Raw genomic sequence first — 6149 nt, forward strand, 5'->3', positions numbered from 1 at the left:
GAACAGGTGCTTGTCAACTTGATTGAAAACGCAATCAAGTACAGCCCTGAAAAGCGACAAGTCGAAATCCAAGGTAGCCTCGAGAAAAGCGAGGTAATGATCGAAATCAAGGATCAGGGCTCTGGCATTGATGCCCGGCATTTGGATCGAATTTTTGAAAGATTCTATCGAGAAGATGCAGCTCGAAGCAGAAAATTAGGGGGGACTGGGCTGGGATTGGCAATCGTCAAACACATTGTTCAGTCTCATGGAGGAATGGTAAGCGTCGAAAGTAATCTGAATATGGGCAGTAAATTCACTCTAAAATTTCCGACCACTATTCCCGAGAAGACTGAACTCCATGAGGAGAGAAAAGAGTCAGAAACATTGTCATGATTCATCGAGCACTTCTTAACAGAGCCAGAAGCCGATCCAGTTCTTCAGCAGAGAAGTAGCTAAGCCTAATTTCTCCTTGAAAGGGCGGCTTGTGATCAATCCGCATTTTTGTACCTAGGTAACGCTGCAATTCAGCTTCAATAGAACGCAATTCTGTATTAAGATCATCATCGATTCCAATTTTTTTTGATGGCTGGCTAGCTCTACTTTCTAGCACCTCCAAAATAAGCTTAACCTGTTTTTCTGTTTCACGAACAGACCAGTTATTAAGTAGTAATCTTCCCCGTAAATTCAGTTGTTCTTTAGGGTCTGAAAGGCTGAGAACTGCTCGAGCGTGTCCAGCACTTAAGCGACCCATTTCCAAATCCTGTTGAATTGCTTTCGGCAAGGCAAGTAAGCGAACCATATTCGCAATAGTGGACCTGTCTTTGCCGAGCTTCTTAGCCAATTCCTCTTGGGTTAATCCATGAAGCTGCATCAGTTCATGGTAACATTGACCCTCTTCAATTGGGGTTAGGTCTTCTCTTTGAATATTTTCAAGGAGAGCAACCTCTAGGGCTTCAGTATCACTCAACTTTGTGATGATGACCGGTGCTTGAGTCTCTCCTGCCAGTTGCAGAGCTCTCCAACGCCTTTCGCCAGCTACCAGTTCAAAGCATCCTTCGAGCATTGGATGATTTCTTACGATCAGGGGTTGTAGGACTCCCTGTTGTTTTATGGATTGACTGAGTTCTTGGAGAGCTTTGGGATCAAAAGATCGGCGAGGTTGATTAGGATTGGGCTTGATGCGGTAAATCGGAAGAAAACGCTGAGACCTTTGCTCACTCATTTTGAAGATTTCTCAAGATGAACAAAATATTCAGTATTTTGACTCTTCTTTCCCTTAATAATTGACTCACAACTGCCCAGCATTCGTAAACCCAGCGTGGTTGCAGCCTCAATGATTTCATTAAGTACTCTGGCATGAACGGCTCCTTCTTTGACTCTCCCTCCCCTGCGAACCTCCTTTCTATCCGCTTCAAACTGAGGTTTGACAAGAGCTAAAAGCTGGGAGCCACCAGTCATCAGTTCATAAAGTTTTGGCAATATCAATCGGAGAGAAATGAAGGAGGCATCTACCACAATTATTTGAATTGGATCTGCTAAGTTGACTGGGTCAAGATAACGGATATTTGTACGTTCCAAGTTAACTACTCTTGGATCCTGTCGAAGTTTCCAAGCTAGTTGGCCATATCCGACATCTACCGCATAGACTTTCTGGGCTCCGTGCTGCAGTAAGCAATCTGTAAAACCTCCCGTCGACGCCCCCACATCCAGAGCAATTCGATCAAGGACTTCAATTTGGAACTCCCGAATCGCTCCAGCGAGCTTGACTCCACCTCGGCTAACATATGGATGATCCTGAGCTTGTACTGCCAATTCTGATTCTTGGTCCACACTCTTGCCAGGTTTATCCACTCGTTCTGTATTGACCAGAACCTTGCCTGCCAGAATCAAAGACTGGGCTCGCTCACGGCTTGGAGCCAGTTGACGCTCAACAAGCAACAAATCCAGCCTTTGACGAACAGCCATAAGGAATTTATTTGTCCAGGAATTCTAAATCTGTAATCTCCACTTCAACTTTGCCTTTTGGAATAGGGATGATCAAAGAATCACCAACAGTCTTCCCAACTAAGGCGCGCGCAATTGGTGAATTGCAAGAGATTTTACCTTTCTCGAGGTCGGCCTCATCTTCACCGACAATCTGGTAAGTTTTTTCCTCGTCTGTTTCGATATTGATATAAGTAACTGTAGAACCGAAGATGACTTTTTCTCCGCTGAGACGGCTTATGTCAATGACATTGCATTGTGCTAGCTTGCCATTGAGTTCCTGAATACGACCCTCCACGAATCCCTGGCGCTCCTTGGCCGCATGATATTCCGCGTTTTCCTTTAAGTCCCCATGCTCTCTGGCGTCTGCAATTGCCTGAACGACTTCAGGTCGTACAACAGACATCAGATGCTTCAACTCCGTTTTGAGTTGTTCATGTCCCTGCTTCGTTACAGGGTACATTTGTTCCGACATGCTTGTTCTCCGAGATTGGAAAGAAAAATTTGAAATACGATAGTGAGTAAGTTGAATGGGTCAAGTTCTTCGCATCAAGCTAAATTCAGCAATTGTGATCTGTTTTCTTGGGATTGCCTTGATGATGATTCCATTTCACGCCCGTGCTGATCTAAAATGTGCAGGGACCGCTCTGGCTGAATGGCTGGTCCCCGGATTAGGTTACGCAATCAATGATGACTACGACAAAGCTCTTATTTTTGGTGGATTGCGGTGGTGGGCCATCAATGGCTACATGCAATATTCAGATAGTGAAAATCTCCAAGCATATCCTGATGAAGTTTTTAAAGAGACAAAGAATGAAGAGGGGGAGGATGTCACTGACATTTATTTGAGTAAAGAAACTTATTACACAATGGCTTATCTGAGACTCTACACCAATATCAGCCTGATTACTTTCTATGATTTTTACGATGGTGGATGTAAGGACAATACAGACACCTACTGGGAAATTTTCTCTCCATTTCAATTCTGGAAATTTGGAGATTCGTATACGTTTTGGATTCCCACTGGAATTCAACTCGTAACACCTGGGACACCTAATTTGACTTATCATGTTGATGCAGAACTGACACGAGAACAGATGCAGAGGATTGACTTCATCAATAGCCAATTGACCGGTGCTGGTGAAGAAATGTTTTTTCGTGGATTCATCCAGCGATCAATCTACAGAGGCTTAAATCGTAGTTTTAGTAAAGGTGTCGCACGATGGACGAGTATTTTTTTGGCTAGCAGTCTATTCGCTGTTGCCCACGATGGCTCAGGATTCAGTGCCAATCCAGGAGCAGCGTTCTTGGCCGGACTTTATCTAGGTACGGTATATCATCCTGCTAAGGGAGATTTTAATTTGACAGAGGCCATAGCGATTCACTCTTGGTGGAATTCTTTGATCAGTTACAAAAATTATCGAGATGCCACCTTTGTTGAACGAGCCGATGGGGAAACTGCAAAAACACTTCGGGTCAACAACTACCAGCCTTTGTTTGGATTTACCTATCGTTTTTGAGAGCAAATGGAATTCTCTTGGGAGTTAGTTGAATCAATCCTGATTCTGCTGCTGGCTGGCTCGTTGGCTGGAATCATGGCTGGCATGTTGGGGATTGGAGGAGGAATCATTCTGGTGCCTCCTCTAGTCTTTGTGTTCGACCTTATGCAGGTATCTGGGGTTGTTATTTCCCATCTAGCAATTGGAACCTCGCTCGCAACAATCATTGCTACCTCTCTTTCTTCAGCAAAAGCACATCTTAAAAGGGGTTCTGTTGATCAACAACTCCTCAAGTATTCGATCATTCCAACATCTTTGGGTGCAGGTTTTGGAGGGTTATTAGCGGGCAGTCTCAGCGGAGGGGTACTAGCTATGATCTTTGGGTTTATGGCTGTTATTGTATCAGTTCGCATGATGATTGCCAGCAAAGCCTCCAATGAGATTGATCACGAACCAAATAGATCTTTGATTGGGAATCTTACAGGACTTACAGGGATCATTTCCGCTATGGTTGGGATTGGAGGAGGAGCTATGAACGTTCCGCTGATGAACATGATGGGCATCAAGATGCACCAAGCAGTTGGTACTTCAGCGAGTATGGGCTTTGTAATTGCCCTACCCGGAACAATTGGATTTATTGTCTCAGGATGGGAGAACCCAAATCTGCCTGAATTCTCTTTCGGCTTCATTCACTGGCTTGCTGCCCTTTGCATTTGTTTGATGACCGTAATCTTAGCTCCTCTAGGTGCAACAATTTCCCATCGGCTAAATACCAAGAAATTGAAACAGGTTTTCGGGATATTTCTGTTGGTCGTTGCGATGCGAACTCTTTGGCGACTTTGGTCCTAATGCCTTTGAAAGATCCACGTTATACAATCTAATGAACGAAAATTCTCCAGCAGCAATCGCTTTAAAACTAATCGTTTTCCGAATTAACGAAGAGCAGCCGTTTTATGGGATTAATGTTTTCAAGACTTTTGAAATTCAGCGAGCAAAGCATTTCACAATTAGTGAAGTTCCAAGGGCTAACGAGTATATTGAGGGAATTGTTTATATCAGGAATCAACCAGTACCGCTAGTCAATCTTCCACGTTGGCTTGGAACTAATTTGAGTGAGCAAGAGGAGGGGAATTCGTCGATCATCTTCTGCAATTTCAATAATATTCAAATAGCTCTTAGAGTTGGAGGTATTCACAAAATTATCATGAGAGATTGGCAGGATGTCCTTCCTTTAAAATTTCATGAGTACATGTCTGTTGACCGAAATCTCAATTACACCCTGCTTGATGATGGATCTTCAGTCTGTCTCATTCTGGATGTTGAATACTTACTGAAAGAAGTTTTGCCTCATGAATTTTCAGAAATTCAAGAAGATGTTCAAAATTTACCTTTGAGCAATGTTGAAATACCAGAATCTCTAAAAAATGGGACAATTCTTGTTGCTGAGGATAGTCGGTCCGCTCAGATGTACCTCAAAAATTTCTTCGAGAAGTTGAATCTCTCTTTCAAGATTTTTGAAAACGGGGGACCTCTCCTGGAGTATGTCCAAGATATTTCAGACCTTTCAAAAATACCCTTGATAATTACCGACATTGAGATGCCCATAATCTCTGGACATGAGGTCATCAGAAGGTTGAAGTCTGACTCTAGGACCAAGCACATTCCGATTTTAGTCTTCAGTTCTATGACGAATGACCAAAGTCGCAAAGCTGTCAGGGAACTAGGCGCTGATGGGTTTGTCGGAAAGCGAAGTGTGGAACAAATGCTGAAACAGTTAGTTGCTACTGCCCGAATACCCTTGGCTTCATCATTTTCTTGATTTATTTCAAAATATTTTTCTTATAAATGTTTATTAAATACCCAATTAAGTTTTAATTTTCTCACAATTCTTAAAGTAATGGAATAAAAAAAACAAAGTCATCTGCCTGAGTAGGCTTGCTTATTCTGGGGATAGATATTTTGGGCATCGCTATTGTCTGCACTGTCAGTTCGAAAAAATTTACGGCCAGAATCACCTCATCTTTGCCGTTTAGCATCAAAGGAAGCCATGAAAATTGCCATCGTTGGTTCAGGCATTGCCGGACTAACAGCTGCATACCACCTGCATCCTCGTCATCAAATCACTCTTTTTGAAGCTTCTCCCAGACTAGGTGGGCATTCCAACACTGTTACAGTGGATCTTCCTGTAGGCAAAATTCCTGTTGATACGGGATTCATTGTATTCAATGACTGGACTTACCCCAATTTTATCTCACTGATGAAAGAGATAGGAATAAAGGGCAAAGCTACAGAAATGAGTTTCAGCGTCAAAGACGAGCAGAGGGATTTTGAGTATAACGGGCACACAATAAATACTCTTTTTGCACAGAGGAGAAATTTAGTGAGGCCTTCGTTTTGGGTGATGCTCAGGGATATTATCCGCTTCAACAAGGAAGCAAAGGAACTGCTGGAGAGCGATCAAGATCATCTCACCCTTGGAGACTTTCTAAGGATAAGGAGATATGGAGAATTATTCTGTGATCATTACATAATCCCAATGGGTGCAGCGATTTGGTCTACGAGTATCGAGCAAATGATGGATTTTCCCATCAAATATTTTGCTCGCTTCTTTGAGAACCATGGGCTTTTGAACGTAGTAAATCGACCTCAATGGTACACGATCCCTGGCGGCTCTCAAGAATATGT

General features: G+C 43.0%; 8 protein-coding genes. 5 read left to right on the forward strand and 3 right to left on the reverse strand.

From position 1 onward, the window contains the following. A partial coding sequence (locus tag P8O70_11155; protein MDG2197433.1) for a sensor histidine kinase occupies positions 1-375 on the forward strand: 375 nt, incomplete at its 5' end. A gap of 1 nt (position 376) precedes the next feature. Here P8O70_11155 and P8O70_11160 read toward each other — a convergent pair. The 3 genes from P8O70_11160 to greA are packed head-to-tail and all read right to left on the reverse strand — an operon-like array spanning position 377 to position 2440. Further along, positions 377-1204 carry a ParB/RepB/Spo0J family partition protein gene (locus P8O70_11160; protein MDG2197434.1) on the reverse strand — a complete coding sequence of 276 codons (828 nt, stop codon included), beginning with the start codon at positions 1202-1204 and terminating at the stop codon, positions 377-379. Then, entirely contained in the window at positions 1201-1947 is a 747-nt protein-coding gene (locus P8O70_11165; protein ID MDG2197435.1) for a TlyA family RNA methyltransferase, read from the reverse strand. The genes P8O70_11160 and P8O70_11165 overlap by 4 nt, the downstream gene beginning before the upstream one ends. 7 nt (positions 1948-1954) lie before the next feature. Further along, positions 1955-2440, reverse strand: coding sequence for a transcription elongation factor GreA (gene greA / locus P8O70_11170; protein ID MDG2197436.1), 486 nt, complete (start codon positions 2438-2440; stop codon positions 1955-1957). 55 nt (positions 2441-2495) lie between these two features. Here greA and P8O70_11175 point away from each other — a divergent pair, with 55 nt between their 5' ends. From P8O70_11175 to P8O70_11190, 4 genes are all read left to right on the forward strand, one after another. Then, a complete protein-coding gene (locus tag P8O70_11175) occupies positions 2496-3485 on the forward strand; it encodes a CPBP family intramembrane metalloprotease (GenBank protein ID MDG2197437.1) in 990 nt (329 codons plus the stop codon). A 6-nt stretch (positions 3486-3491) separates the two neighbouring features. Continuing rightward, positions 3492-4313, forward strand: coding sequence for a sulfite exporter TauE/SafE family protein (locus P8O70_11180; GenBank protein ID MDG2197438.1), 822 nt, complete (start codon positions 3492-3494; stop codon positions 4311-4313). A gap of 31 nt (positions 4314-4344) precedes the next feature. Continuing rightward, positions 4345-5283 carry a chemotaxis protein CheW gene (locus tag P8O70_11185; protein MDG2197439.1) on the forward strand — a complete coding sequence of 313 codons (939 nt, stop codon included), beginning with the start codon at positions 4345-4347 and terminating at the stop codon, positions 5281-5283. 228 nt (positions 5284-5511) lie between these two features. Then, positions 5512-6149 (forward strand): FAD-dependent oxidoreductase (locus tag P8O70_11190; GenBank protein ID MDG2197440.1); only part of this gene is annotated, 638 nt, incomplete at its 3' end.

The organism is SAR324 cluster bacterium (genome assembly GCA_029245725.1).
Lineage (GTDB): Bacteria > SAR324 > SAR324 > SAR324 > NAC60-12 > JCVI-SCAAA005.